The sequence below is a fragment of the Massilia genomosp. 1 genome (genome assembly GCF_011682185.1).
In the GTDB taxonomy this organism is placed as follows: domain Bacteria; phylum Pseudomonadota; class Gammaproteobacteria; order Burkholderiales; family Burkholderiaceae_D; genus Telluria_A; species Telluria_A rubra.
In genome coordinates this window covers 20,680-46,561 of record NZ_WHJF01000053.1, presented here as the reverse complement: position 1 = coordinate 46,561, position 25,882 = coordinate 20,680, and the positions used below count along the sequence as shown (strand labels likewise).

Here is a 25,882-nt window from a genome sequence, read left to right as displayed (position 1 = left end):
AGCTGCTCTAGGGTAGAATTCATGTCGGGCAAGGTGTGTTCGTGCTGATAGGGTAGGTTTTTAGATAACTCCCATTCTATCAATCACTTACGGCATTCTTGCCCTTTTTTGTGCAAAATTCAGGCTAAAGATCCATTTCGGCGATGTGAAAAATACATGTCAGTGTAGTACGCGAGCGTGTCCACCCATGTCCTCTGCAGATCAAAAGGACGATCGTACTCTGTCCCATCCGTTGCCTGACCAAAACAGGCGGCGCACTCACTTTAGGAACTGAAGATGAAGAATGTTTTCCAAACTGGCCCAATGCCAGTCGAGGTCTATTCCACTACTCCCTCAGTTGTTGCGGGCAATCCCATCGGCTTCTGTGTCTCCGTCACACAGCCAGGTCCTGACGTTCTCGTGGAGGTCTACCGATCCAGTCAACTCGCTTATTGGGACATTCAGTTTGGTACCCAGGCAGACCTCCTCTACCAAGGTGACTATCGCACTCGCATTTCCGTGCGCGAAGGCCAAGAGCCAATCTTCCAGGTGATCGTGGAGTCACTGAGCCAGCGAATTCCCCCCCAAGTGGGGTCGAACGGATGTGGATGGACGGTGTCGGCAACTTGGCAGACGCCCAAGAACTTAGTGTCCAGCGTCTACATCGCCAAAGCGACACAGGGTTCTGAATCCTCATACTCACTCTTCGTGGTTCGCAGCGAAGCACCAGGAATCAATAGCAAGGTGTTGTGCCAGCTATCGCTCAACACTTACCAGGCCTACAACCCTTGGGGAGGTCAGTGCTTCTACGGCCCACCGATCGCCGAAAGCGATCCCGAAAATCCCCCAGTCGTCTCCTTCGAGAGGCCTTGTTCTCTCTGGGATTACATGCTTTACGACGAGCCGATTGTCACGTGGCTCGAAGCGAATTCCTCGGTGGAGTTTTGCACCAACTGGGATGTTCATACCGATCCATTGCTTCTTACACCCTATCAACTCTTCGTGAGTTGTGGTCACGACGAGTACTGGTCGGGAGCCATGCGCAACAGCGTGGAGGCGTTTGCGAACGCAGGCGGCAATGTCCTGTTTTTGAGTGGCAACACCATGTACCGCCCTGTCGACTTCGTCGGACTGACAATGACACGAAACGCGATAACTTGGCAAGCCCTCAATCGTCCAGAGGCGCTGACAACGGGCGCCAACTGGTCAGCAGGGCGCTGGAGTAGCCCCTTGCCCCGGCGCGGTTACGTCGTCTCGATTCCAGACCATTGGATTTTTGACGGGACCAAGCTTCCAAAGGGCGCTGTTCTGGGAGAGCAAACGGGAATTATTGGCTACGAGACCGACGCCGCCACGGTTCCTCCCTCACCGGCGAATGTGGTCACGCTCGCAGAAGCGGACCTTAGTGAATGGTTCGACCAGCGCGGCAAGGCCGGCTTGACGGCATACTGGCGTGAACAAGGCTACATCCTGTCGACGTCCACCACAGGTTGGGGGCAGGGACTCAGGAGTGGCGGTGAGCCCGCCGTCGTGCAGGTCATGCGTAACCTCGTGGGACGGATGAAAGTTCGCTTCGGAATCGTGTACGCGGTTCAGGGCGACAAATTGGTTTGGTACCGGGACAGGGATCAGTATGGAGACGGCGATATTGGCGTCAGCAAGTCGATTGGCAGCGATGGGGGCTGGGATAAGTTCAAAAACATTTTCAGTGATGAGACTGGCAACATCTACGGTTTAACTACTGGCGGCGATCTTCTACGCTATCGTGACTCGCATCGCGACGGCTCCGGCGACGTCCGGGATCCGGTCATCGCTGGGCACGCTATCTGGTCTGCGTTCAAATTTGTGTTTGCCGGCGGAGATGGCGTTCTCTACGCCGTTTCCACAACGGGGGACTTGCATTGGTACAAGGACGAACTCCAGCCCAACGGCGGGTCGATCAGCGGCGGCGCTACCATCGGCCATGGCGGATGGGCGGACTACAAATTCGTCTTCAACGGCGGCGGCGGCATCATCTACGCCATCTCGAACGGCGGCGAGCTCTACTGGTACCGTGACAGCCATCGCGACGGAACTGGTGATGTGGGGACGGGGAGGCAGATTGGCGCCAGCGGTTGGAACAAATTTAAAAATGTCTTTGGAGACTCAACTGGGAACCTGTACGCCATAGATGGCGATAGCGGCAATCTGTTGAGGTACAAGGATACCGCGCGGGACGGGACCGGTAGCGTTGACGTCAACGCGGGCCACACTATCGGCAAACGGGGCTGGCAGGACCTGACCTTTGCTTTTTCGGGATCCTAGCCCGACGACGCGGCGGTGTACTTGGCGCGAAACTCCTCCATGCTGCGGATGATGATGCTGGCGCGTTTAAGGACTCCGTCGCCTTGTTTGGCAAAGTCGAAATGGCTGGATATGCTGGGCGTGTTCGCGGAGTTTGAAACCAACGTCCGGCGAGAGCGCCAGCTCGAAGGCATCCCCGCCGCGAAGGTGCGCGGCGCCTACCATGGGCGCAAGCCATCGGTCGATTCCGCAGAGGTCCAGCGCCTGCACGTTGAAGAGAAACTGGGCGCGACGGAGATCGCGCGGCGGCTCGGCGTCGGCCGCGCCTCGGTGTACCGCGCGCTGGCCCGCCATGAGCGGCCGGCGTGAGGCGATTCCCGTCGATTCGCTGCTGCAACTACGGCAGCGGCTGGACCGTCTGCCGCCCAAGAGCCCAGAGCGGGCGGCCCAGATCGGTCCAGTTGCACCTGACGCTGGCGCTCGAGGCGGGCTAGCAGACGGGCGAGAAGCCGGTCACGGCGGAATTGGTGGAGACGGTGCTGGCGCGCCACGGCTACCGGCTCATCAAAACAGACCAGGGCGCCATCGACGTCCGCCTCTTCAAGCATGTCTTTCGCGTCGATGAATATGCGGACCATCGAGACATCTTCAAACACGATGCCATCGCGCGTCAGCTGCCTGCCAACCACCTCGTCGAGCGCGATGCGGATCGTGTTCACGGCTTGCCGAAGAACAGATAAAACGTCTGGTTGCCGCGTTCCCCAACGCCGACCGCCACGGTGAACGGTCCCAGCGCGGTATTGACCGCGCCGAACAGGGAACCGGCGAACTGCGCCCGTTCCATCTGTTCGCCGTTCAAACGCCGCGTCATCTTGCCCAGTTCCACCGAACCGCCCAGATACACAGCGCGCATGCCCAGCAAGGTCATCTTGCGCGTGTACACGCCGCGCCCGAACAGATAATCGCCGCCGAGGAACTGGCGCGCCTGGTAGCCGGACAAATTCAAAAACCCACCCAGCGAAAACAATTCCATCAGCGGTAAATCGTCGCCCCACAGATGGCCCGCGCGCCCGGCCACGCTGAACCGGTGCGGGCCCCGGTTCCAGGCCATTTCGTGCCCCATTTCGAGCCGCTTGTATTCGACCGTGGCGCCGACCGAGGTCGGGGCAAGGCGCGCGTTCACAAAGCTGTAATTGCCGGTCGATGGAAACACCCAATCGTCCAGGCGATCCTGCACGTATTCGAACTTGATGACGCCAATCTGGCTTTTCTCGGTGCTCAGTTGCGACACGCCGATGCTCGGGTCCGAGCGTTCGGTACCGCGTTCCAGCCCCACCTTGAAGGTGCTGTCGTCATCGACGTGATTGACCAGATCGATGCCGATGGACGCCTGCTTGGCGCTGTAGGTCGCCACCGCCTTGTCGTTGATGATCAGGTTATCCTTGTTCTGCGAAAAACGCAGCGACGGCGCCACGTACCAGCGGCTTTCACCGCCCAGCGGCTGGTACAGCTGCGAGGTAAACGAGTTGACCTGGCCGAGCGAAACAGTATTGCGCCATTCCAGCCCGGAGCGCGTCAGCCATTTGCCGCGATGCGCCAGCAGGATGGTAAAGTCGCTTTCGCCGGCCAGGTCGGTCGACAGGCGCACGCCTGCTTGCAGGTAATTCGGCCCCCATTCCTTTTCGACCGGTTCGATCACCAGGGTGCGCCCTTCCGGTCCGTATTCGAAACGGTGCGTGACGTTTTCGAAGTCGCCGGTCGAATACAGGCTGTTCATATTGGCGTGCAATTCCGCCGTGCTGAACGCCTGGCCCGCCTTGATCGAGAATTTGCGGTGAATATACCCCTCGCTGACATGTTTCAGCTGTTTTGTATCGATGCGCACTGAATTGACCTTGACCACCGCCGGATGGCGCGCCGCGCGCGCGGCCAGGTGCGCCTTGAAATCGGCCTCGGACAAGGCCAGCGGCGCCAGGCGGTCGGCCACCACGCGCGCGGCGGCCTCGCCCATGTCGATGGTCCTGGCGGAGTTTTCGAAGTCGGCCGCGCTGAAATCGCCCAGCTGCGGCAGGATCAGCACGTCTTTCGGCGTCAGTTCGCGCAGCGAGGCTTCGACATTCTGCTCGGTAAGGATATTGAGCATCTGCTGGCCAACGCCGAAGGCCGAGACGATCTTGTCGCGCTTGAGCAGCGGCGTGCCGAGGTTGACGGCAATCACAATGTCGGCTCCCATGGCGCGCACCACGTCGACCGGCAGGTTGCGCACCAGGCCGCCATCGAGCAGGGCGCGGTCGTCGATCTCGACCGGGGCGAACACGCCCGGCACCGACATGCTGGCCCGCATCGCGCGCGCGATGCCGCCGCGTTCGAGCACGACCATCTTGCCGTTTTCGATATCGGTGGCAATCGCGCGGAAGGGAATGTCGAGCTCGTCGAAGTGGGTGACGTCGCCGGTTTTCGCAGCCAGGGTGTTGAAGAAGAATTCGATCTGCTGGCCGTAGTTCAGGCCGCGCGGCAGGCGCATTTCGGCGTCGGAAAAGCCGATCTCGCCGCTGACGATGTTCTTGCGCTCGGTCGCCTTGGCATAGGTGGAACGCTCCAGGCGCGGCGGGCTGTCGGTGAGGACATTGTTCCATTCCACGGCGGCGATGCGTTTTTCCAGCTCGTCCGGACGGTTGCCCATGGCGTAGGCTCCGGCCACGATCGAGCCCATGCTGGTGCCGACGACATAGTCGACCGGGATGCGCATGTCTTCGAGGACTTTGAGCACGCCGATGTGGGCCACGCCGCGCGCGCCGCCGCCGGATAACACCAGGCCGATTTTGGGACGGCGGGGTGGGTCGGCGGCGAGGACGGTGGCGTGGAAGACGGCGAGGATGAGGAAGACGGAGGCGTGGAAGGCGCGCATGAAATGGATGATGGAGGTTGAGTAACCCCCGTCGTTCCCGCGAAGGCGGGAACCCAAGTTTGTTGAGCCGCTAGTGGCTGCAGTACGAAATTGGGTTCCCGCCTGCGCGGGAACGACGGGGGCTTAAATTGGCTTTGCCTTCGAATCCCGCCTGTGGGGACCGTTTACTCTGGCCGCAGCGGTGTGAATGCATCCTTGCCGACGACGGTATTCCACTGCCGGACTTTATACCCGGTCACCACGCCATGCAGCAGGTAGGGATCGGCCTTGGCAAACGCCTCGACCAGCGCCGGCGATTCGGCCTGGAAGAACAGCACCGACATATCGGCCGGATCGGAAAACGCCCCGCCCATGATCAATTCTCCGCGTTCCTGCGCTTCCCACGCCAGTTTCAGGTGCTCGTTGCGGTACTTGCCGCGCGTTTCAAGATAATCCGGGGCCAGCTCGTAACATAACAAATAGTGCATGCAATCTCCGTCAAAACGCCATCATAAAAACCGGTCGAGAATCTTCCGGCTGTGCTTGTCGATGGTGAACATATCGCGGATCAAGAACTGGATGCCGTGGTTATCGGCCACCAGCAGCGACGCATCGCCGATCCGGCGGATATCTTCTTCGCCCTTGAGCGTGAACGCGGTATCACCCCGGTCGGTCTTGACTTCCCATGTGCAGGGCGTGGCAAAACTGCTGACACTGACAATATGGTGAATCACCGGCATGAATTCGCGCCCATCGAGTTCATCTTGCACCAATTCGCGGATTGCCGCTGGCAGTGCCGCCAAACTGTCGATCCAGCCGACTTCCTTGCCATTGGTCAGCACCATCGAAATACCCTGGTCCGGCGCCTGGATCGGAAAGGCCCGCACCGGCGAGACGCCGACATGCACTTCGCCGTCTTCCGCCGTCAAGGTCAATTTACCGAAACTGTCGCGGCTTAATGTGAATACCGAGCTTGCTGCGCTTGCCATCATCAATCCTTGTCGTCCATATCCGTATCGACGTTGCGCGCCTGCGCTTCGTACAAGCGGAAATATGCGCCTTCACGCGCCATCAATTCGTCGTGACTACCCTCTTCCATCACCACCCCGCGGTCCAGCACCACCAGCCGGTCGGCCCGGTGCAAGGTCGACAGACGGTGCGCAATGGCGATCGTGGTGCGGCCCTGCACCAGGTTATCGAGCGCTTTCTGGATTTCTTTTTCGGTTTCCGAATCGACCGAGGAAGTCGCTTCATCCATGATCAGGATGCGCGGATCGATCAGCAAGGCGCGCGCAATCGAAATGCGCTGGCGTTCGCCGCCCGACAAGCCCTGCCCGCGCTCGCCCACCATCGAATCGTAGCCCTGCGGCAGGCGCAAAATGAATTCGTGCGCATGCGCCGCGCGCGCCGACGCGATGATTTCCTCGCGCGTCGCATGCGGCTTGCCGTAGGCGATATTTTCGGCGATCGTGCCGAAGAACAAAAACGGCTCCTGCAACACCAGCCCGATATTCTTGCGGTAATCCGACACCGCGAACGAACGGATATCGACGCCATCGAGCAGGATCGCCCCTTCCGACACGTCATAAAAGCGGCAGATCAGGTTGACCAGGGTGCTCTTGCCCGATCCGCTATGCCCCACCAGGCCCACGAATTCGCCGGCCTTGATATTGAGCGAAATGCCGCGATTGACCGCGCGGTTGCCGTAGCGGAAACCGACTTCGCGCAAATCGATGCGCCCTTCGATCTTATCGAGCTTGACCGGATTGGCCGGTTCCGGAACGCTCGATACATGGTCGAGAATATCGAAAATGCGCTTCGCGGCCGATGCCGATTTCTGCGTCACCGAGACAATGCGGCTCATCGAATCGAGCCGGCCATAAAACCGGCTGCTGTAGGTAATGAACAAGGTCAGCACGCCAACCGTGATGTTCTTGTTCGATACCAGCCAGATGCCGAATACCCACACCACCAGCAAACCGAGTTCGGTCAGGAACGAGACGGTCGGCGAAAACAGCGACCAGACCCGGTTCAACTTGTCATTGACGGCCAGGTTATGCTTGTTGGCATCGCGAAAACGCGTCGCTTCGCGCTGTTCCTGGGCGAACGCCTTGACCACGCGCACGCCGGGAATGGTATCGGCCAGCACATTCGTCACTTCGCCCCAGACCCGGTCGATTTTCTCGAAGCCGGTACGCAGGCGGTCGCGCACGATGTGGATCATCCACGCGATAAACGGCAGCGGCACCAGGGTAATCACAGCGAGCATCGGATTGATCGAACACAGGATCACCCCGGTCATGATAATCATCAGCACGTCCGACGCAAAATCGAGCAGGTGCAAGGACAAGAACACGCAGATGCGGTCGCTGCCGCTACCGATGCGCGACATCAAATCGCCGGTGCGCTTGCCGCCGAAATACTCCAGCGACAGCTTCATCAAGTGCTCATACGTGGCCGAGCGCAGGTCGGCGCCCATCCGTTCCGACACCAGCGCCAGCACATAGGTCTTGCCCCAGCCCAGCAGCCAGGCCAGCACGGCCGAGCCGAACAGGCCGGCCATGTACATCCACACCAGGTGCTGGTCGACCGGCTGCCCGTTCTGGAACGGTATCAACACATTATCCATCAGCGGCATGGTCAGATACGGCGGTATCATATGCGCCGCGGTACTGGCCAGCATCAGGAAAAAGCCGAGCGAGAGTTGCCCGCTGTACGGCCTGGCAAAGCGCCACAGGCGCAACAGGGTCCAGGTCGACGGCGGCGTGTACAGCACCTTGGTGCAGATCGGGCATTCATCCTGCCCCGGTTCCAGGGGCGCCTTGCAGCTCGGGCACACATCCTGCTCGGCCGACTGCACCGGCAAGCCGCTCAGGAAACTGTCGCGCTGCTCGCTGAAATGGTCGAGCACGCGGATCGCGTGCAGGTTCTGCCCCAAGGTGAAGCGCCAGGAGTCCAGCAAACCTTGTTCGTCGAACAATTGCAGATGGCCGACACCGGCGTGATCGTGGTGGGTGAGCGACAATCCGGGACGGAAAGCCCACTCGCGCCACGCGCTTTCACCGGGCGCGCGCGCCAGCAAACGGCGGCTGGTGACCAGCACCAAGCCTTTTTTGAAATGCAATTTGGCATCGAGGTCAACCTCGACGCCACTTAAAACGTTTTCCCCTGGTGCAAGTTTTTTAGCGACCTCAGCCTGCCAGTGTTCAGGCAGGGAAAGCGGCCCGGTGGCCGTCGTCATAGGAGAAACAGATGGATCTATAGTCATCGTAGTGCGGTTCCGGCTCTGGGCCACGAATTTACGGGCGGAAATTGTTCAACGTGGGCGCCGGCAGCAGGGCTCCCTGGAATGCCGCACCGGCATGCTGCGGAGCAGGCCCGCGCGACGCGTTCGGGAATCCAGACTGGCAGAAATCGGTTCAGCACGGTAAGCTTCGTCTCTAGCAAGTATACAACATGATGCGCTTCGAAAAGCCTCACGAGGTCTTAGGGCGTGAACAACGCCAAGCCTGTTATCAAGAAATAACGACATGACAAAGAAGAAAGAAATCAGTGTTCTGCGGGTAAGCCACCTGCGCGGACCCAACATCTGGACCTATCGCCCGGTGATCGAGGCGTGGCTGGATATTGGCGAGCTGGAAGAGTTTCCGTCGAACCTGCTGCCCGGCCTGTACGAGCGCCTGACCGCGTTGCTGCCGGGCCTGATCGAACACCGTTGCGGCGTGGGCGAGCGCGGCGGCTTTTTGGAGCGCCTGCGCGAAGGCACCTGGTCCGGCCACATCCTCGAACATGTCGTTCTTGAACTGCAAAACCTGGCGGGCATGCGCACCGGTTTCGGCAAGACCCGCTCCACCGGCCAGCGCGGCGTCTACAAGATGGCCTTCCGCACGCGCCAGCCGGAAGTCGGCCTGGCCGCGCTCGAGACCGGGCGCGCGCTGTTGATGGCCGCCATCGACGACACGCCGTTCGACCTGGACGCCGCCGTCGCCAAGCTGAAAGACATCGCCGACCGCCACTGCCTCGGTCCCAGCACGGCGCACATCGTCGAAGCGGCCACCGAGCGCAAGATTCCGTTCATCCGGCTCACCGACGGCAACCTGGTGCAGCTTGGCCACGGCGCCGCCCAGCGCCGCATCTGGACCGCCGAAACCGACCGCACCAGCGCGATTGCCGAAAGCATCGCCAGCGACAAGGACCTGACCAAGACCTTGCTGCAATCGTGCGGCGTGCCGGTGCCCGAGGGCAGCCTGGTACGCAGTGCGGAGCAAGCGTGGGAAGAAGCGCAGGACATCGGCCTGCCGGTCGTGCTCAAACCCTACGACGGCAACCACGGACGCGGCGTCTCGCTCAACCTGATGACCCAGGCCGACGTCGAAAAAGCCTACCACCTGGCCGCGCGCAAAGGCGACAGCGCCAGCGTCATCGTCGAGCGCTTCATCCCCGGCGACGAACACCGCCTGCTGGTGGTGGGCACGCGCATGGTCGCCGCGGCCAAGGGCGAGTCGCTGTGGGTCACCGGCGACGGCACGGGCGACATCATCGCGCTGGTCAACAAGCAGATCAACACCGACCCGCGCCGCGGCGAAGGCGAAGACGCGCCACTGAACCCGGTCAAGCCCGACGTCGCGGCCGAAATCATCCTCGAACTCGAACGCCAGGGCATGAGCGCGCACTCGGTGCCGCTGGCCGGCCAGAAGGTGCTGATCCAACCGAACGGCAACGTCGCCATCGACGTCACCGACCAGGTACACCCGTCGATCGCGCACGCCGCCGCACTGGCCGCGCGCATCGTCGGCCTGGACATCGCCGGCATCGACCTGGTGGCCGAAGACATTACCCGCCCGCTCGACGAACAGCGCGGCGCCATCATCGAAGTCAACGCCAGCCCGGGCCTGCTGGCCCACCTGAAACCCGGCCAGGGCGCGACGCGCCCGGTCGGCACGGCCATCATCGCGCACCTGTTCGCCGAGGGCGAAAGCGGGCGCATTCCCATCATCGGCGTGACCGGCACCAAGGGGACCAGCCTGATTGCGCGCCTGATCGGCTGCCTGATCAACCTGACCGGCAAGCACACGGGCGTGGTCAGCGGCCAGGGCCTGTTCCTCGACCAGCGCCAGGTCTCGGGCGAGAACGCCATGACCTTCGACGCCGGCCAGCGCCTGCTGATCAACCGCACCGTCGAAGCGGCTGTTTTCGAAAGCAACGCGCGCATGATCCTGGCCGAAGGCCTGGCCTACGACAAGTGCATGGTGGGCGTGGTGACCGACATGGAAGGCCAGGAAGCGCTGGCCGAATTCCACATCCATGACGCCGACGGCATGGCCAACGTGATCCGCAGCCAGGTCGACGTGATCCTGCCGGACGGCGCGGCAGTGCTCAACGGCGCCGACGCGCGCGTGGCGCAACTGGCCGGCTTGTGCGACGGGCGCGTGATTTTCTACGCGGTCGACCCCGAGTTGCCGGTCATCGTGGCGCACCGCGCCGCCGGCGAACGCGCGGTATTCATGCGCGGCCAGGACGTGCTGCTCGGCGACGGCGCGAGCGAGACGGTGCTGCTGCGCATGTCCACGCTCAAGCCGGGCACCGCCCAGTATCCCGAAACGGTGCTGGCGGCAGTGGCGGCGGCATGGGCGCTCGATGTTCCGCCCGCGCTGATCGGCGCCGGCCTGCGCACCTTCGACACGGCGACGACCAAACCCACCAAAGCCAAACTTTAACAACACAGCGCCCGGCCAGACGGCCGGGCTGCCGGCAGTGTCAACGCCCGAGGGCGCAGCGACGCACCAGCGCAACACTTAGGATGAAACGCTTTATGGAAGTATCTCGCGTACGGGCCCTGCGCGGCCCCAACCTCTGGAGCCACCACACCTCGATCGAAGCGATCGTCGCCTGCACCAGTGCCGAACAGGATGTCGGCGCCCTGCCCGACTTCGAAGAACGCCTGCGCGCGCGCTTCCCCGAAATGAGCCCGCTGCAAACGCTCGGCCACCACGACCGCATCGCCATGGCCCAGGTGCTGGAACTGGCGGCGCTCGGCCTGCAGGCGCAGGCTGGCTGTCCGGTCACCTTCAGCCGCACCACCGCCACGCCCGAAGAAGGCATCTTCCAGGTCGTGGTCGAGTATTCCGAAGAAGTGGTCGGCCGCCTGGCCATGGACCTGGCCGCGCAACTGTGCGCCGCCGCCGCCGCCGACACCCCGTTCGACCTTGGCGCCGCCCTCCTGCAACTGCGCGACCTCGACGAAGACGTCCGCCTGGGGCCGAGCACCGGCGCCATCGTGCAAGCCGCCGTGGCGCGCAACATCCCGTTCCGGCGCCTGACCGACGGCAGCCTGGTCATGTTCGGCTGGGGCAGCCGTCAGCGCAAGATCCAGGCCGCCGAAATCGACAGCACCGGCGCGATTGCCGAATCGATCGCGCAGGACAAGGAACTGACCAAACAACTGCTGCACGCGGCCGGCGTGCCGGTGCCGCTCGGCCGCGTGGCCGCCGACCCGGACGACGCCTGGGCCGCCGCGCTCGAGATCGGCCTGCCGGTCGTGATCAAGCCGAAGGACGGCAACCAGGGCAAGGGCGTCACCGTCAACGTCACCACGCGCGAACAACTGGTGGCCGGCTACCACGCCGCCGCCGAATTTCGCGACCATATCCTGGTCGAACGCTACCTGCCCGGCCACGACTTCCGCCTGCTCGTCATCGGCAACAAACTCATTGCCGCCGCCCGGCGCGACCCGCCGATCGTCGTTGGCGACGGCAAGCACACCGTGCGCGAACTGGTCGACCAGGTCAACCTCGACCCGCGCCGCGGGAATGGCCATTCGACCTCGCTGACCAAGATCCGCTTCGACGACATCGCGCTGGCCAGCCTGTCCAAGCAAGGCCTGGTGGCCGAATCGGTCGCCGCCAAGGGCCAGCGCGTGATCCTGCGCAATAACGCCAACCTCTCGACCGGGGGCGCCGCCAGCGACGTCACCGACGACGTACACCCGGAAGTGGCCGCGCGCGCGATCGCCGCCGCCCATATGATCGGGCTGGACATCTGCGGCGTCGACCTGGTATGCGACAGCGTACTCAAACCGATCGAAGAACAGAACGGCGGCATCGTCGAAGTCAACGCCGCCCCCGGCTTGCGCATGCACCTGTCGCCCTCGTTCGGCAAAGGCCGCCCGGTCGGCGAAGCGATCATCGCATCGATGTTCGCCGACGGCGACGACGGCCGCATTCCGGTGGTCGCCGTGACCGGCACCAACGGCAAGACCACCACAGTGCGCCTGATCGCCCACCTGCTCACCGCCGGCGGCCTGCGCACCGGCATGACCAACACCGACGGCGTCTACATCGAAGGGCGGCGCATCGACAGCGGCGACTGCAGCGGCCCGCGCAGCGCGCGCAACGTGCTGCTGCACCCCGACGTGGACGCCGCCGTGTTCGAGACCGCCCGTGGCGGCCTGCTGCGCGAAGGCCTGGCCTTCGATCGCTGCCAGGTGGCCGTGGTCACCAACATCGGCGCCGGCGACCACCTGGGCCTGAACTACATCACCACGGTCGAAGACCTGGCGGTGCTCAAGCGCGTGATCGTGCAAAATGTCGCCGACAGCGGCGTGGCGGTATTGAACGCCAACGACCCGGCGGTGGTGGGCATGGCCAACAACTGCCGTGGCAGCGTCACCTTCTTCACCGCCGATTGCGGGCACCCGGTCATGTCGACCCACCGCGCCCAGGGACAACGCGTGGTGTATGTGGACGGCGCCATGCTCGTTGCCGCGCAAGGCAAGGTCGAACACCGCATCGCGCTGGCCGACGTGCCGATCACGCGTAGCGGCAGCATCGGCTTCCAGGTCGACAACGTGATGGCATCGGTGGCGGCGGCATGGGCGGTCGGCACCAGCTGGGACGACATCCGCACCGGGCTCAAATCGTTCGCCAACGAGAGCGACAACGCCCCGGGGCGCTTCAACGTCTTCAGCTACCGCGGCGCGACCGTGATCGCCGACTACGGCCACAATCCCGACGCCATTCTGGCCTTGGTGGGCGCGGTCGAAAGCATGCCGGCCAAGCGGCGCTCGGTGGTCATCAGCGGCGCCGGCGACCGGCGTGACGAAGACATCCGCCAGCAGACCGGGATTTTGGGGGCGGCGTTCGACGACGTGCTGCTGTACCAGGACCAGTGCCAGCGCGGGCGCGCCGACGGTGAAGTCGTCGCCCTGCTGCGCCAGGGCCTGGCGGGCGCCGCGCGCACCACCCACGTGGACGAAATCAATGGCGAATTCATCGCCATCGACACCGCCCTGGCGCGCCTCGGCGAAGGCGACCTGTGCCTGATCCTGATCGACCAGGTCGACGCAGCCCTGGCCCACATCGCCGGCCGCATCGCCCAAGGCTAAGCCCCAACCGGGGTCTGACCTCTGATTCGAAACATTTCCCGTCAGAGGTCAGACAACCCGCCGAATGAAACTCCAACCTCCTACAACCGGGGTCAGAGCTTTAATTCGAAACTATTTCCAATCTAAAATTTCCGCACAGCCCCACGAGTTCACTCAAGGACGCTCTCCCTCTGTAGCTGCCCGATATCGCCCAGACTAACGACAGCATCAGCGCAAATGTCGACCGTACCCGTGAGATAAAACTGCAACTAATTGCTAATTAAAGCTCTGACCCCGGTTGAAGATTTTGATGCTTATGAGCAGTTAATTACGAATCAGAGGTCAGACCCCGGTTGTGGGAAAAGTTGCACAGGCAAAAATATTAATGTTGATAGACAGTTAAATAACATTTACACTTGGCCGCTTTAGTACCGATCAAAGATACTCGACCGCCGGCCGTGCATCGCCAGCCCGGACAGAAAGCCCAACCTTGAACCCCTTTTTCCGCCTGCAGCGCGATACCTTGCTCGGCTTGCAGCGCCTGGTCGTCGGCGGCGCCGCCTTTTACGATGTGCCGCCCGTTCATCCCTGCGTGTTTTTCGCCAATCACACCAGCCACCTCGATACCACCGGCCTGCTGGCCGCCATTCCACCGGCCATGCGCGACCGCACCCGGCCCGTCGCCGGGGCCGATTACTGGAACAAGACCGCCATGCGCCGCTACATCGCGCACACGCTGCTCAATGTGGTGCTGGTCGATCGCGAAAAAGGCGGCGCCGATGCGCTGCTGCCGCTAAAAAGCGCACTCGACCAAGGGGATTCGCTGATTGTCTTTCCCGAGGGCACGCGCAGGGATACGACCCTGCCGGGCGAGTTCAAGTCCGGCCTGTATCACTTGAGCAAGGACCGCCCGGCCTTGGCGCTGATCCCGGTGTACCAGCAAAACCTGCACCGCGCGCTGCCCAAGGGCGCGCCGTTTCCGCTGCCACTGCTGTGCCGCTCGCACTTCGGCGCGCCGCTCTACAACGAGCGCGGCGAGGACAAGGAAACCTTCATCGCCCGCATGCACCAGGCCGTTTGCGACTTGGCCGATACTTTCTGAGAAGACCACGATGACTCCCCTATTCATGCTTACCGGCCAGATCCTGCTGGCAATCCTGGTCCTCGCTTCGAGCGTCGGCTTCGTGCTGCGCCTCAGGAATCCCGGCAACGCCACCATCATCAACCTGAACGCCCGCATCAACGCGTGGTGGATCATGGCCGTCGTGCTGTTTTCGGCGCTGGTGCTGGGCCGCTATGTGACAATCGTGGTGTTCGGCTTCGCCTCGCTGATGGCGCTGCGCGAGTTCCTCACCCTCACGCCGACCAGGAAGAGCGATTACTGGCCGCTGTTCATCGCCTTTTTCATCGCCCTGCCGGCCCAGTACTGGCTGCTGTGGACCCAGTGGTACGGGCTGTTCGCGATCATGATCCCGGTGTATATCTTCTTCCTCATCTCGGCCGCCAGCGCGATCAGCCAGGATACCGATGATTTTTTGTCGCGCAACGCGCGCATCCTGTTCGCGGTGATGTTCTGCGTGTACGGCGTGAGCCACGCGCCGGCGCTGCTGATGCTCGACATCCCGAGCTTCCAGGGCCACAACGCCCAGTTGCTGTTCTTCTTCGTCTTTATCGTACAGATCAGCGATGTGCTGCAGTACATCTTCGGTAAACTCTTCGGCAAGCACAAGATGGTGCCCAAGCTGAGCCCCAACAAGACCTGGGAAGGCTTGCTCGGCGGCGGCCTGGCGACGATGGGAATCGGCGCGCTGCTGGCGTTTGTCACACCGTTCACGCCCTTGCAGGCGGCCGGCATGGCGGCGCTGATCGTCATCGGCGGCGTAATGGGCGGCCTGGTGATGTCGGGCGTGAAGCGCTCGCTCGGCGCCAAGGACTGGGGCACCGGCATCGCCGGCCACGGCGGCTACATGGACCGCCTCGATTCGCTCGGCTTCGCCGCGCCGGTCTTCTTCCACATCGTGCGCTGGATCTGGGCACTGCCCTGAGCTGATCTGCCCGTAGCCCGACTACGCCGCCCCCAACTCCCTTTTCTTCCGCGAGCATCGCCGGTCCCCGCCCTCGCCGGCGGTGGGCGGGGTTCGTCTTGATTTTCGTACAATTCCTGAAAAGATGTGTAGTTATATTTCATCGTCTTTATGCCGATCGCCAGCGGCGTCACAAAAACGACGTAGCAAGGACAAGGCTGCCGCTGCCCCCCCCCCCCTCTTCAGGAGTTGCACATGCATTCTCTCGGTAGTATTACTTCACGTTTTCCCACGCACTGTCTCATCACCGGCTTGTGCGCCACCCTGCTGGCCGCCTGTGGCGCTTCCGATGGCGCCGACAGCCACTTGCCAGCCCCGGCCACGAAGACCGAATCGGTCCGGCGCGCCTCGGTCTCGATTGCGGCCGTGGCGCCCGGCACCCTGCGCATGCATTACCGCCGCGCCCAGCGCGACGAAGCCCAGTGGGGCGTCTACTCCTGGTCCGGCCCCGCCAGGCCGAGCGTGGAGTGGATCAAGGACCGTTTCATGCTGGCCGCCAGCGACAGCTACGGCGGCTATGCGGATATTCCGGTCGACGCCACCAAAACCAGGATCGACTTCCTGCTCACCGACGGCAGCGGCAACAAGAGCTGCGCGAGCGACCAGGCCGGCGATTTTGCGCCCGACATCGCCGCGCGCGGCCAGGAGCTCTGGCTGCTCGAAGGCGACTGCAAGGTCTACACCAGCGCCCCGGCGATCAGCTTGGGCAACCTGGCCAACGCCGCCGCGCACTGGCTGTCGCTCGATACCTTGGCCTGGCCCGGCACGCCGCTTGCTGCCAGCTACAAGCTGTTTTATGCCGCCAACGGCGGCATGGGCTCCGCGCCCGATGGCGTCACCGGCGCCGATGGCAGCATCGACCTGTGCGTTGCCGGCGCCTTGTCGCCGGCGCTGCAGGCGAAGTATCCGCCCATTGCATCGCTCCCGATGGCAGCTTTGCCACCGACGCCAACGACGGCGCGGTGCGCGTGCGCGAATTCCGGGCGATGGTCAAGTCGCTGCACGAACAAGGCTTGCGGGTGACGATGGATGTGGTCTACAACCATACCAGCGGCGCGCAGCAAAGTCCCGTGTCGGTGCTCGACAGGATCGTGCCGACCTACTATTACCGCCTCAATCCGGGTGGCGCCATCACCAACGACAGCTGCTGCGCCGACACCGCCGCCGAAAACGCGATGATGGCCAAGCTGATGACCGATTCCGTCGTCACCTGGGCCACCGACTACAAGGTCGACAGCTTCCGCTTCGACATCATGGGCATGGCGCCGCTGTCGGTCATCACCGACCTGAAAGCGAAGGTCGAGCGCGCCGCCGGGCGCGATATTTACCTGTACGGCGAAGCCTGGAACTTCGGCACGATCGGCAACGACGCGCGTTTCGTGCAGGCGCGCCAGGCCAATATGTTCGGCACCGGCGTCGGCTCGTTCAAGGACCGCCTGCGCGACGCGGTGCGCGGAGGCGGCTGCTGCGATGGCGGGCTTGAGCTGATCAGCCAGCAGGGCTTCATCAACGGCGCCTTTACCGACCCGAATGCGACCAGCGTGCAAACCAGGGACGACCTGCTGCGCCTGGGCGACTTGATCAAGGTGGGTTTGTCGGGCACCCTGCGCGACTACAGCTTCACCGACCGCACCGGCGCGCTGCGCAAGAATGCGGACATCGATTATGCCGGCCAAAAAGCCGGGTTTGCGGCCAGTCCGGCCGAGACCATCAACTATGTCGAAGCGCACGACAACCAGACCTTGTTCGACCTGAATGCCTTCAAGCTGCCGCAGTCGACCAGCCTGGCCGATCGCGTGCGCGTGCAGAACCTGGGCGCGGCCATCAATATGCTCTCGCAGGGCGTGCCGTTCTTCCACGCGGGGCAGGAGATCCTGCGTTCGAAGTCGCTCGACCGCGACAGCTATAACGCGGGCGACTGGTTCAATCGCCTCGACTTTTCGTACCAGTCGAATAACTTCGGCGTCGGTTTGCCGATGGCGGGCGTGAACAAGGCCAATTGGGAATGGATGTCGCCGATTCTGGCCAATGCGCTGATCAAGCCCGATCCGGCGGCGATTGTGTCGGCGCGCGACTATTTTCTCGACCTGCTGGAGATTCGCAAAGACAGCACCCTGTTCCGCCTGCGCAGCGCGAAAGAGGTGAGCGAGCGCCTCAGGTTCCACAACACGGGACCGCAGCAGATCGCCGGTCTGATCGCGATGAGCATCGACGGGCGCCGCTATCCGGGCGCGAAGTACGGCAGCGTGGCGACCTTCTTCAACGTCGACAAGGTCGCCAGGAGCATCACGATCGATGAACTCAAAGGGCGCAAGCTGGCGCTGCACAAGGTGCAGCGCCAATCGGACCATGACCGGCTGGCGAAGACGGCGACCTACGAGCGCGCCAGCGGCACCTTCAGCATCCCGCCGCGCACGACGCTGGTGTTCGTGGAAAATGGGCCGTTCTGGCAGAACGATGACTAACTCCCCCTCGGACTGTTGATCCGTCTCCCCCTCGCCAAGGCGCCCCTCGGCGGAGGAAGACGCAAGCGCCGCCGATACCCAGATCGGTATCGGCGGCGGCAAAAACATGATTGGAGCAATTCCCGCGCGTCCCCTATGATTCGGGCAAACAAGAGCATCTAGCTCAATAACAATCATTGGAGACCCATGAACCATCCCGCGGCCGCTCCCGCGCGGCCCGTCCGATCGCCCTCAAATCCCTCGTTGTTTCATTGCTCGGCGCCGGCATGCTGACGCACCTCTCCGTGGCCGCCCAGGAAGCGATCCCCGCCCCGGCTGATACGGCGGTGGTCACCGTCAGCGGCGTGCGCAAGGCGGCGCAAAGCGCGCAAGCGATCAAGAAGAACGCCGACCAGGTGGTCGACGCCATCGTCGCCGACGATATCGGCAAGTTCCCCGACAAGAACGTGGCCGAAATCCTGCAGCGCGTCACCGGCGTGCAGATCACGCGCGGCGGCGGCGAAGCCGGCACGGTGATCATCCGCGGCCTCGGCGGCGTGGTCGCGCTCCTGAACGGGCGCGAGTTCTTTTCCGATACCGGCCGCAGCCTGTACCTGGCCGACGTGCCGGCTTCCATGCTGCAGCGGATCGATGTCTACAAGACCCAGGGCGGCGACCTGCCCGAAGGCGGCACCGCCGGCGTGATCGACGTGCGCACCAACCGCCCCTTCGATTTCAAGGGCCGGCAGATCAAGCTGAACGCGCGCGTGGAAAACCGCGACAAGGCCAAGACCAATAATCCCGACGTGAGCGCGATGTTCAGCGACCGCTGGAAAACCGGCATCGGCGACATCGACGCGCTGGTCGGGCTGTCGTACCAGCGCGGGCGCTATCACGATGAGGTGGCCTTCGCCGGTTTTCCGCTCCCGATCGACAATGGCGTGACCGGCGCCGAGAACGTCGGCCGCTTCATGGGTAACGGCGACCGCAAACGCGAAGCCGGCAACTTCGCGCTGCAATGGCGCCCGGCGCCGACCGTGGAAGTATTCGCGGAAGGCTTCCGCACGAATATCGACCACCGCTTCCAGAATAGTTTCATGATCGGTTTCCCGCCGCACTTCGCCGGCGCGACGATTACGACCAAGCCGGGCACCAACAATCTCGATACCATCACGCGCCTGAACCAGGACGCGCCGGGCTTTGCCTCAACCCAGGCCTACCAGCACGATGTGAGCAACGAGCAGGTGGCGCTGGGTGCGCGCTGGGACGCCACGCCCAACCTGCGTTTGACCACCGAGGTGGCGCGTACCGCCAGCTACTTCAAGGAGCGGCGCGTCATTTTCGATTTCGATTACACCGCGCGCGGCTTCGTGGGCGCGGTGCGCTCGGGCGGCGGCTACATGGACTTCCCGGGCACGAACATGGAAGACCCGGACGACGCCAGGTTCCGCGTGCGCGGCGGCACCGACATCGCCAACGCGCGCCAGGGCACGTCGAACGACTGGCGCGGCGATGTGGCGTACGACGCCACCGATAACGGCATCCTCGGTTTCGTGAAGGAGCTGGCCGGCGGCGTGCGCCTGGCCGAGCGCAAGGCTCAATCGCGCGGCATTCGCGACATGTGGTACGACAATAGCCCGCAAAAGGGCGCGCCGGCCAGTCAGTTCCCGGGCTTGTGGACCTTGTCGGCGCCGACCGGCGGCAACTATGGCGTACATCGCTACGTGGTGGCCGACCATAACTACATCCTCGATCACACCGACGTGGTGCGCACCATCCTGACCGGTTCGGCGGCGCAGCTGGAAGACAATCCGCTGTCGTACTACAGCGACGTGGAGCGCACATCGGCCTTGTATGCGAAGGCCAAATTCGGCTTTCACCCGGGTGTGCCGGTCAGCGGCGTGCTGGGCGCGCGCGTGGTGCGCACCGAGCAGACGCTCAAGGGCAATTCGTCGATCGTCGGCGTGGTCGCGCCGGTGTCGGTCGATACCAGCCGCACCGACGTGCTGCCGAGTTTTGCGCTGCGCGCGGACCTGGCCCAAACCCTGGTGGCGCGCGTGGTCGCCGGCCGTGCGGTCGAGCGGCCGGCATTTGCCGATTACAATCCGGCGCTGCGCCTGGTCGAAGGCGTGGCGGCGACCCCGAACTCGTCGGGCATCCTGGTCGGGCTGTACGAGAAGGAGGCCTGGTCGGCGCGCCTGGCGTACAACTGGCGCTCGAAGTTCATGGCCGAGGAGCGCTATCGCGGCAATGACAAACTGGACTTGCATGTGGCGCCCTTACGCTCGCTCGATGGCTCCTTGTCGTACCGGATCGACAAGCAGCTGACCGTGACCGTCGATGGGAACAATCTGCTGGACCAGCCGTATCACGATTACTTCAACAAGGACCCGGGCCTGGTGCGCGATACGCGCAGGTATGACCGGACCGTGGGCCTGGCCTTGCACTACAAGTATTAGTCCATCCGATGGAAGACCGGTTGCCAGCGCTCGCGATAAGCGCCGCAATCGGCACAAGAACACCCGATCGGCGCCCTCCCTGCGGCAGCATTCCCCCCGCGATGGTAAGCTTTTGCTTTTTGATAAACACGCATCGCGATCCCTTGCGAGCCACGTAGAAAGCTTCCATGAAACAGAACTATATCAACGGCGCCTGGGTCGACGGCGCTTCGTCGTCCGCCAATATCAACCCATCGAACACCAAGGACATCATCGGCCACTACGCCCAGGCCGACGCGCAGCAAACCGGGCTGGCGATCGCCGCCGCCGCCGCCGCCGCACCGGGCTGGGCGCTGTCGAACATCCAGATGCGCGCCGATGCGCTCGACAAGATCGGCAGCGAAATCCTGGCTCGAAAAGAAGAGCTCGGCACCCTGCTCTCGCGCGAAGAAGGCAAGACCCGTCCCGAAGGCATCGGCGAAGTCGCCCGCGCCGGCGCCATCTTCAAATTTTTCGCCCAGGAATGCCTGCGCCTGCGCGGCGACAAGCTGCCGTCCGTGCGCCCCAACCTCGACGTGGAAGTCACGCGCGAGCCGGTCGGCGTGGTCGCCATCATCGCGCCGTGGAATTTTCCGATCGCCATTCCATCCTGGAAAATCGCACCGGCGCTGGCCTACGGCAATTGCGTGCTGATCAAGCCGGCCGAACTGGTGCCGGCCAGCGTCTGGGCCTTGACCGACATCATCAGCCGCGCCGGCCTGCCGCCGGGCGTGTTCAACCTGGTGATGGGGCGCGGCAGCGTGGTCGGCCAGGCCTTCCTGCATGACCGCCGCGTCAACGCGATCAGCTTCACCGGCTCGGCCGCGACCGGCGCCAAGGTGGCGGCGGCCGCCATCGGGCGCATGGCCAAGGTGCAGATCGAGATGGGCGGCAAGAATCCGCTGATCGTGCTGGGCGACGCCGACCTCGCCACCGCCGTCAACTGCGCGGTGCAGGGCTCGTTCTTCTCGACCGGCCAGCGCTGCACGGCGTCGAGCCGGCTGATCGTCGAAAAAGGCATCTACCCGGCCTTTGTGGCCGCCATGAAAGAAAAACTGGCGGCCTTGACCGTTGGCGACGCGCTCGGCGCCGGCATCGATATCGGCCCGGTGGTCGACCAGAGCCAGCTCGACCAGGATATGGCATACATCGGCATCGGCCGCGAAGAAGGCGCGACCCTGGCTTTTGGGGGCGAGAGGGTCGAGTGCGCCACGCCGGGCTTTTTCCTGCGCCCGACCTTGTTCACCGATTGCAGCAACGACATGCGCATCAGCCGCGAAGAAATCTTTGGCCCGGTCGGCATGGTGATTCCGGCCGACAGCTACGAGCACGCGCTGGCGCTGGCCAACGATACCGAGTTCGGCCTGGCCAGCGGCATCGTCACCACCTCGCTCAAGCATGCGACCCACTTCAAGCGCCACGCCGAAGCGGGCATGGTGATGGTCAATGTGCCGACGGCCGGGGTCGATTATCACGTGCCGTTCGGCGGGCGCAAAGGGTCGAGCTACGGATCGCGCGAACAAGGCACGTATGCGGCCGAGTTCTTTACGACCGTCAAGACTGCCTACTGCGGGGTGTAAGCAGTCCGCGTACTCAGTTGTTGAAAGGAAGTTTGGCGCCGCCATGCCGTTCGCTGGAAGACACGGTGCGGTTGGCGCCCACGCTGACAGCACGGCGCGCGGCGGCGGCGACCATGCCAACGCCGACCAGCATCAGCGCATACATGTCGGGCTCAGGCACTGGACTGGGCGTGTCGATCCGCTCGGCGTAACATTGCCGCCCGCATCGGTCCGGCGCGACCGGCAAGCAGTCATCGACCATGACAGGCGCGCTCGCGGCCGCGGCATCGATGACGGGCTGAACTTCCGGCGCCTCGCTCTGCGTTGCGGCCATGGCAAGGGCCGGCATGGTCAACGCGGCGACCAGGATGCGTCTGAACCAGTTCGTGGAAATGACCATGCCGGAGACTCTTTGCGGACAGGAATCGGTGCTGCGCGAGCAGTCCAGATCCCAGAGTATGCCAGCCACTGCGCGCCGGTCTGCGCAATGTCAGGGAGCGCGGTCGCAGCGGCGATTTTCTCTCGCCAAAAAAATGCCCGGCATGATACGGGCATTTTTTGTTGGTCAACAGACTTGCATCAGGCAGCTTCCGCCACTTCCTCTTCCCTGGCAACATCAATGACCACTGGCTGGCGAATCAGGTAATCGAACGCGGACAATGCCGCTTTCGATCCTTCGCCGGCAGCAACGACGATCTGCTTGTACGGCACCGTGGTCACGTCGCCGGCGGCAAATACGCCAGGCAGGCTGGTGTGGCATTTGGCATCGACAACGATCTCGCCGTACTTGCTCAGTTCCAAAGTCCCTTTCAGGAATTCGGTATTCGGCACCAGGCCGATTTGCACGAACACGCCTTCCAGCGCCACGAAGTGATCGGCGCCGCTGGCGCGGTCCTTGTAGCCGAGGCCATTGACCTTCTGGCCGTCACCGGTAATCTCGGTCGTTTGCGCGTTGACGTGGATGGTCACGTTGGCGAGGCTCTTCAACTTGTTGACCAGCACCGCGTCGGCTTTCAGCGCATCGGCGAACTCGACCAAGGTGACGTGCTGGACGATACCGGCCAGGTCGATCGCCGCTTCCACACCCGAGTTGCCGCCGCCAATCACGGCAACGCGCTTGCCTTTGAATAATGGGCCGTCGCAGTGCGGGCAATACGCCACGCCCTTGTTCTTGTACTCGGCTTCGCCGGGCACGTTGACATTGCGCCAGCGCGCGCCGGTCGAGACGATCACGCTGCGCGCCTTGAGCACGCCGCCGTTTTCCATGTGTACTTCGATCAAGCCACCCGGCGTGGCGGCGGGAATGATGCGCTCGGCCCGCTGCAGGTTCATGATGTCGACTTCGTAGTGGCGCACCTGCGCCTCGAGGGCGGCGGCGAATGTGGGGCCGTCCGTTGCCAGCACCGAAATGTAGTTCTCGATGGCCATGGTGTCGTTGACCTGGCCGCCGAAGCGCTCCGCCGCCACGCCGACACGGATGCCTTTGCGGGCCGCGTACACCGCCGCCGCCGCGCCGGCCGGGCCGCCGCCGACGATCAGCATGTCGTAGGCCGACTTTTGATTGAGTTTCTTCGCTTCACGGTCAGCCGAACTCACGTCGAGCTTGGCGACGAGTTCTTCCACGGTCATATGACCGGACGTAAACATGGTGTCATTCTTGAAGACCATCGGGACCGCCATCACCTGGCGCGCCTCGACTTCGGCCGGGTACATGCCGCCATCGATGATCACGGTGCGGATCTTCGGATTGAACACCGCCATCAGGGTCGCCGCCTGCACCACGTCGGGGCAATTGTGGCAGGACAGGGACATATAGACCTCGAAATCCATCGATTCGTCGAGCGCCTTGATGGCGTCGATGACGTCCGGTTCGACCTTGGGCGGATGGCCGCCGGTCCACAGCAGGGCCAGCACCAGGGAGGTAAATTCATGGCCGAGCGGAATCGCGGCGAAGCGCACGCCGTGGGTCTCGCCTTCGCGGGCGATCACAAACGAGGGGCTGCGGCTGTCGGCGCCCGACTCGTCGACACTGACTTTATCGGACAGGCTGCTGATCTCGGCCAGCAGTTCACGCAGTTCGGCACTTTTGTCGCTGTCGTCGAGCGTGGCGATCAGACGAATCGGCGCGCGCAGGTTTTGCAAATAGCCTTGCAACTGGGTTTTTAAGGTGGCGTCAAGCATGTTGATATCCGTAAGAAAGTGCCTTGAGTTAAATCCGGGAACCGTCGGGCTGCTTCCCGGCGCAGGGAAGGCAGCGCAAGGCGCCGCGCCTTCCCCGGGGTAGTACCATTACATTGCTATTTAGATCTTGCCGACCAGGTCCAGCGATGGGGTCAGGGTTTTTGCGCCTTCATTCCACTTGGCCGGGCACACCTGGCCTGGGTTGGCGGCGACGAACTGGGCAGCTTTCAGCTTGCGCAGGGTTTCCTTGACGTCGCGGGCGATGGCGTTGTCATGGATTTCCAGGGTCTTGATTGAGCCTTCCGGATTGATGATGAAGGTGCCGCGCAGCGCCAGGCCTTCTTCTTCGATGTGCACGCCGAAGGCGCGGGTCAGCTTGTGGGTTGGATCGCCCACCAGCGGGAACTTGGCCTGGCCGACCGCTGGCGAGGTTTCGTGCCAGACCTTGTGCGAGAAATGGGTGTCGGTGGTGACGATATACACTTCGGCGTTGGCTTTCTGGAATTCAGCGTAGTTCTGCGCCGCATCTTCGACTTCGGTCGGGCAGTTGAAGGTGAACGCGGCAGGCATGAAAATCACGACCGACCACTTGCCCTTCATCGACTCGTTCGAGACTTCGACGAATTTGCCGTTGTGGAAGGCTTGGGTTTTGAACTCTGGAACTTGCGTATTGATCAGCGACATGGATATCCTCGTGCGTGGTTTTGTGGGTTAAGAAAAACTATCGAATGAGAAGCTCTCATTGGTTTCTATGATACGACAAGATAGGCCGGGCACCTCATTGTTTGTATTAATGAGGGTCATTGGGAATTTTGTTTGGCTTGGATTGGCGCGACGGCGAAAGTGACGGTTTTCCCCGCCGTTGAGGGTTGCGCTTGGCTGCATGCACCTGCCCGGGCATGATAGTATCGACGTATGAAACCCTACCCGGCCCTCTCGCTTTACCGGGAAAAACTTCGCGCCCCTCGGCTTGGGACGCGGCCTGGTAAGCGTGTGTGTGTTCGGTTTCACCGCACGCGACGACGACCGGGAGGATAGTGATCTTGACCTTCTGCTAACGGTCAATGCAGAGGATTTCCGACTAACAGTGTTTACAGGGAGATCTCATGGCTGCGAAACTTGGCGTGCAGACAAATTTGCCGGACCCCTCCTTGAATGGCGAAAAGAAGCAGAGCAATCGCAGTACGCGTGTCGGCGAGTCGAAAAACGCGAATATTGCTGGGACTGCCAATACACAGACCAAGCGCCGCAGCCCAGAGGCACGCGAAGCTGCATTGCACGCGCTCCGAGAGAACAAGGATCTTTTCACCGCCGAGGCCGTGATCAGCAGATCAGAACGGCTGCTGAAGAAATCCTGAGCAATGAGCAATGCCGTCTTTGTGCTTGCTCAAACCTACTCTGCACTTCTGGAAACTTCACAAGTAGCCTCCCGCTGAGCGCGGCCAGAGGATACTCCAACTTGATCATCGAAGCGATTTCGGTGGACGTGATATCCGTTCACAGGCCAACTATTCATGTTGATGCCTGAAACAGCGCTGTTCTGACTAATTTTCCCCGCTCGAATTCGCCAATCGTCAATTCTCGGCCCGTGATTCGTCCTGAATCGGCGCGCATTGCTCCTGCACC

Annotated in this window: 19 protein-coding genes; 12 read left to right on the top strand and 7 right to left on the bottom strand. The window is 62.7% G+C overall.

Going from position 1 to position 25,882, the window contains the following annotated elements; translation table 11 throughout:
- The first annotated feature begins 276 nt into the window (after positions 1-276).
- From F1735_RS19455 to F1735_RS19440, 3 genes are all read left to right on the top strand, one after another.
- Positions 277-2,283 (top strand): N,N-dimethylformamidase beta subunit family domain-containing protein, encoded by a 2,007-nt coding sequence (locus F1735_RS19455; protein ID WP_167238480.1) that lies wholly within the window; start codon positions 277-279, stop codon positions 2,281-2,283.
- A 39-nt stretch (positions 2,284-2,322) separates the two neighbouring features.
- A complete protein-coding gene (locus F1735_RS19450) occupies positions 2,323-2,631 on the top strand; it encodes a helix-turn-helix domain-containing protein (protein ID WP_222853028.1) in 309 nt (102 codons plus the stop codon).
- 158 nt (positions 2,632-2,789) lie between these two features.
- On the top strand, positions 2,790-3,002 hold the full coding sequence (locus F1735_RS19440; protein ID WP_167238447.1) for a hypothetical protein: 213 nt from the start codon (positions 2,790-2,792) through the stop codon (positions 3,000-3,002).
- Here F1735_RS19440 and F1735_RS19435 read toward each other — a convergent pair.
- From F1735_RS19435 to F1735_RS19420, 4 genes are all read right to left on the bottom strand, one after another.
- Positions 2,978-5,170 carry a patatin-like phospholipase family protein gene (locus F1735_RS19435; RefSeq protein WP_167238479.1) on the bottom strand — a complete coding sequence of 731 codons (2,193 nt, stop codon included), beginning with the start codon at positions 5,168-5,170 and terminating at the stop codon, positions 2,978-2,980. The two genes, F1735_RS19440 and F1735_RS19435, sit on opposite strands and share 25 nt — an antisense overlap.
- Positions 5,171-5,334: 164 nt before the next feature.
- Complete coding sequence (locus F1735_RS19430; protein ID WP_167238478.1) at positions 5,335-5,637, bottom strand: YciI-like protein; 303 nt, start codon at positions 5,635-5,637, stop codon at positions 5,335-5,337.
- Positions 5,638-5,658: 21 nt separating this feature from the next.
- Positions 5,659-6,138, bottom strand: a complete 480-nt coding sequence (locus tag F1735_RS19425) for a cyanophycin metabolism-associated DUF1854 family protein (RefSeq protein WP_370664046.1) — start codon at positions 6,136-6,138, stop codon at positions 5,659-5,661.
- A 2-nt stretch (positions 6,139-6,140) separates the two neighbouring features.
- On the bottom strand, positions 6,141-8,390 hold the full coding sequence (locus tag F1735_RS19420) for a cyanophycin metabolism-associated ABC transporter (RefSeq protein ID WP_167238477.1): 2,250 nt from the start codon (positions 8,388-8,390) through the stop codon (positions 6,141-6,143).
- A 289-nt stretch (positions 8,391-8,679) separates the two neighbouring features.
- On the opposite strand from F1735_RS19420, the gene F1735_RS19415 reads away from it, so the two are divergent.
- From F1735_RS19415 to F1735_RS19385, 8 genes are all read left to right on the top strand, one after another.
- Complete coding sequence (locus F1735_RS19415; RefSeq protein WP_167238476.1) at positions 8,680-10,866, top strand: cyanophycin synthetase; 2,187 nt, start codon at positions 8,680-8,682, stop codon at positions 10,864-10,866.
- A gap of 95 nt (positions 10,867-10,961) precedes the next feature.
- Positions 10,962-13,532: a cyanophycin synthetase gene (gene cphA, locus F1735_RS19410; RefSeq protein WP_167238475.1), complete on the top strand. Its 2,571-nt coding sequence runs from the start codon at positions 10,962-10,964 to the stop codon at positions 13,530-13,532.
- A 469-nt stretch (positions 13,533-14,001) separates the two neighbouring features.
- Positions 14,002-14,613: a lysophospholipid acyltransferase family protein gene (locus F1735_RS19405; protein WP_167238474.1), complete on the top strand. Its 612-nt coding sequence runs from the start codon at positions 14,002-14,004 to the stop codon at positions 14,611-14,613.
- A 10-nt stretch (positions 14,614-14,623) separates the two neighbouring features.
- Positions 14,624-15,556 carry a phosphatidate cytidylyltransferase gene (locus F1735_RS19400; protein WP_167238473.1) on the top strand — a complete coding sequence of 311 codons (933 nt, stop codon included), beginning with the start codon at positions 14,624-14,626 and terminating at the stop codon, positions 15,554-15,556.
- A gap of 234 nt (positions 15,557-15,790) precedes the next feature.
- Positions 15,791-16,618 carry a pullulanase-associated domain-containing protein gene (locus F1735_RS36605; RefSeq protein ID WP_229505862.1) on the top strand — a complete coding sequence of 276 codons (828 nt, stop codon included), beginning with the start codon at positions 15,791-15,793 and terminating at the stop codon, positions 16,616-16,618.
- Complete coding sequence (locus F1735_RS37890; RefSeq protein WP_373888552.1) at positions 16,564-18,060, top strand: alpha-1,6-glucosidase domain-containing protein; 1,497 nt, start codon at positions 16,564-16,566, stop codon at positions 18,058-18,060. Before F1735_RS36605 ends, F1735_RS37890 begins: the two co-directional genes overlap by 55 nt.
- Positions 18,061-18,326: 266 nt before the next feature.
- Complete coding sequence (locus F1735_RS19390; RefSeq protein WP_167238472.1) at positions 18,327-20,498, top strand: TonB-dependent receptor; 2,172 nt, start codon at positions 18,327-18,329, stop codon at positions 20,496-20,498.
- Between the two features lie 167 nt (positions 20,499-20,665).
- Positions 20,666-22,096: an aldehyde dehydrogenase family protein gene (locus tag F1735_RS19385; protein ID WP_167238471.1), complete on the top strand. Its 1,431-nt coding sequence runs from the start codon at positions 20,666-20,668 to the stop codon at positions 22,094-22,096.
- A gap of 13 nt (positions 22,097-22,109) precedes the next feature.
- Here the strand turns inward: F1735_RS19385 and F1735_RS19380 are convergent, their stop codons facing one another.
- From F1735_RS19380 to ahpC, 3 genes are all read right to left on the bottom strand, one after another.
- Positions 22,110-22,475, bottom strand: a complete 366-nt coding sequence (locus F1735_RS19380; protein ID WP_167238470.1) for a PEP-CTERM sorting domain-containing protein — start codon at positions 22,473-22,475, stop codon at positions 22,110-22,112.
- A 179-nt stretch (positions 22,476-22,654) separates the two neighbouring features.
- On the bottom strand, positions 22,655-24,256 hold the full coding sequence (ahpF, locus tag F1735_RS19375; protein WP_167238469.1) for an alkyl hydroperoxide reductase subunit F: 1,602 nt from the start codon (positions 24,254-24,256) through the stop codon (positions 22,655-22,657).
- 120 nt (positions 24,257-24,376) lie between these two features.
- The gene (ahpC, locus tag F1735_RS19370; RefSeq protein WP_167238468.1) at positions 24,377-24,940 is read right to left on the bottom strand and encodes an alkyl hydroperoxide reductase subunit C; all 564 of its coding nucleotides are present in this window, start codon (positions 24,938-24,940) and stop codon (positions 24,377-24,379) included.
- Positions 24,941-25,362: 422 nt separating this feature from the next.
- Here ahpC and F1735_RS19365 point away from each other — a divergent pair, with 422 nt between their 5' ends.
- Positions 25,363-25,614: a hypothetical protein gene (locus tag F1735_RS19365; protein WP_167238467.1), complete on the top strand. Its 252-nt coding sequence runs from the start codon at positions 25,363-25,365 to the stop codon at positions 25,612-25,614.
- Positions 25,615-25,882: the final 268 nt, after the last annotated feature.

What these genes read in the sequence shown, in the direction of transcription:
- F1735_RS19435 (WP_167238479.1), bottom strand. Translation starts at nt 5,170, where the DNA reads ATGCGCGCCTTCCACGCCTCCGTCTTCCTCATCCTCGCCGTCTTCCAC.
- F1735_RS19365 (WP_167238467.1), top strand. Translation starts at nt 25,363, where the DNA reads ATGGCTGCGAAACTTGGCGTGCAGACAAATTTGCCGGACCCCTCCTTG.
- ahpC (WP_167238468.1), bottom strand. Translation starts at nt 24,940, where the DNA reads ATGTCGCTGATCAATACGCAAGTTCCAGAGTTCAAAACCCAAGCCTTC.
- F1735_RS19430 (WP_167238478.1), bottom strand. Translation starts at nt 5,637, where the DNA reads ATGCACTATTTGTTATGTTACGAGCTGGCCCCGGATTATCTTGAAACG.
- F1735_RS19420 (WP_167238477.1), bottom strand. Translation starts at nt 8,390, where the DNA reads ATGACGACGGCCACCGGGCCGCTTTCCCTGCCTGAACACTGGCAGGCT.
- F1735_RS36605 (WP_229505862.1), top strand. Translation starts at nt 15,791, where the DNA reads ATGCATTCTCTCGGTAGTATTACTTCACGTTTTCCCACGCACTGTCTC.
- F1735_RS19385 (WP_167238471.1), top strand. Translation starts at nt 20,666, where the DNA reads ATGAAACAGAACTATATCAACGGCGCCTGGGTCGACGGCGCTTCGTCG.
- F1735_RS19425 (WP_370664046.1), bottom strand. Translation starts at nt 6,138, where the DNA reads ATGGCAAGCGCAGCAAGCTCGGTATTCACATTAAGCCGCGACAGTTTC.
- F1735_RS19415 (WP_167238476.1), top strand. Translation starts at nt 8,680, where the DNA reads ATGACAAAGAAGAAAGAAATCAGTGTTCTGCGGGTAAGCCACCTGCGC.
- F1735_RS19450 (WP_222853028.1), top strand. Translation starts at nt 2,323, where the DNA reads ATGCTGCGGATGATGATGCTGGCGCGTTTAAGGACTCCGTCGCCTTGT.
- F1735_RS19380 (WP_167238470.1), bottom strand. Translation starts at nt 22,475, where the DNA reads ATGGTCATTTCCACGAACTGGTTCAGACGCATCCTGGTCGCCGCGTTG.
- F1735_RS19455 (WP_167238480.1), top strand. Translation starts at nt 277, where the DNA reads ATGAAGAATGTTTTCCAAACTGGCCCAATGCCAGTCGAGGTCTATTCC.
- ahpF (WP_167238469.1), bottom strand. Translation starts at nt 24,256, where the DNA reads ATGCTTGACGCCACCTTAAAAACCCAGTTGCAAGGCTATTTGCAAAAC.
- F1735_RS19390 (WP_167238472.1), top strand. Translation starts at nt 18,327, where the DNA reads ATGCTGACGCACCTCTCCGTGGCCGCCCAGGAAGCGATCCCCGCCCCG.
- cphA (WP_167238475.1), top strand. Translation starts at nt 10,962, where the DNA reads ATGGAAGTATCTCGCGTACGGGCCCTGCGCGGCCCCAACCTCTGGAGC.
- F1735_RS19400 (WP_167238473.1), top strand. Translation starts at nt 14,624, where the DNA reads ATGACTCCCCTATTCATGCTTACCGGCCAGATCCTGCTGGCAATCCTG.